The organism is Streptomyces sp. NPDC058751, from assembly GCF_042746485.1.
GTDB lineage: Bacteria > Actinomycetota > Actinomycetes > Streptomycetales > Streptomycetaceae > Streptomyces.
Genome location: NZ_JBHYPZ010000112.1, coordinates 1 through 1,303, shown reverse-complemented (window position 1 = coordinate 1,303; position 1,303 = coordinate 1). Strand labels below are relative to the sequence as shown.

At 67.2% G+C, this 1,303-nt stretch carries 1 protein-coding gene; it reads right to left on the bottom strand.

Annotated features, from left to right (window positions below):
- Positions 1 to 31: 31 nt before the first annotated feature.
- Positions 32 to 1,236 (bottom strand): IS3 family transposase gene (locus tag ACFW6B_RS41145; RefSeq protein ID WP_386605068.1). Its coding sequence is split into 2 segments (ribosomal slippage): positions 32 to 945 and positions 945 to 1,236, totalling 1,206 coding nucleotides; the frame shifts between segments, so codons are not numbered across the junction.
- Positions 1,237 to 1,303 lie beyond the last annotated feature (67 nt).

Genomic DNA, 1,303 nt, shown 5'->3' with positions numbered 1-1,303 from the left:
ACGGGCCTTGACCCCAGATCCTGAACACGGGTTATGCGGCTGGTGTCAGCGTAGTTGGTGTGAGGTGGAAGGCGTTCTCGAAGGCGATCGGTGATCGTTGTCCGAGGCGGGAATGTCGGCGCCGGGTGTTGTAGCGGTGGAGCCATCTGAAGGCGTCGAGTCGGGCTTCACTCTCGGTGGTCCAGCTCTTTCGTCCCTGCAGGGTCTCGCGTTTGAAGGTCGCGTTGAAGGACTCGGCGAGTGCGTTGTCCGCGCTGGACCCGACCGCGCTCATGCTTCGCCGAACCCCTGCTGACCTGCATGCTTCGGCGAAAGCCTTACTCGTGTACTGAGCTCCGTGGTCGGTGTGCATGATCGATCCGGCAAGGCTTCCGCGGGTGCGGACGGCCGCGGCCAGGGCGTCGGTCACGAGGTCGGCACGCATGTGGTCGGCGATCGCCCATCCGGCCAGACGGCGCGAGGCGAGGTCGATGACGGTGGCCAGGTAGCAGAACTTCCCGCCGTCGATGGGCAGGTAGGTGATGTCGCCGACGTACTTCGTGTTCGGCTTGCCCGCGGTGAAGTCGCGGCCGATCAGGTCCGGAGCCTTGGCCGCAGCCGGATCGGCGACAGTGGTGCGGTGCCGCCGGCGCAACCGGATCCCTTCGATCCCGGACGCCCGCATGATCCTGGCGACCCGCTTGTGGTTGACCGCCTCACCGTTCGTCTCGCGGAGCTCGGCGGTGATTCTCGGGGCTCCGTAAGTGCCGTCCGATTCCTGGTGCACCGCCCGTATCCGGGCGGCAAGCTGTGCGTCGGCCGCCTGCCGGGCGGCCCGGTCGGCGGCTGTCCGGCGCCAGTAGTAGAAGCTCGAGCGGCTGACGCCGAGGATGCTGCAGAGCCGCTTCACGCCGTAGCGGCGCTGAAGGTCGGCGACGCACTGGAAGCGGTTCACCAGCGTGTCTCCCCGGCGAAATACTTCGCCGCCTTCCGCAGGATCTCGCGTTCCTCCTCGAGCTCGCGGACCTTCTTGCGCAAAGCCGCGTTCTCCGCCTCCAGCGGGGCCGGCGGCTGGGCCGGTTCCTGCGTCCGGCGTCCCCGCGGACGGCTTGCCCCGGCAGCCCGGACCCAGTTCCGCAGGGTCTCCGGGTTGATCCCCAGATCGGCGGCGACCGACCTGATCGTCGCATCGGGCCGCGACTCATACAGCGCGACCGCGTCCGCCTTGAACTCCGGCGGGTAGTTCTTCATGACCACGAGATGTCCGTTCTCAGATCCTCAGGATCCAGTGTCTCGTGTGTCCAAGATCTGGGGTCAAGGCCCA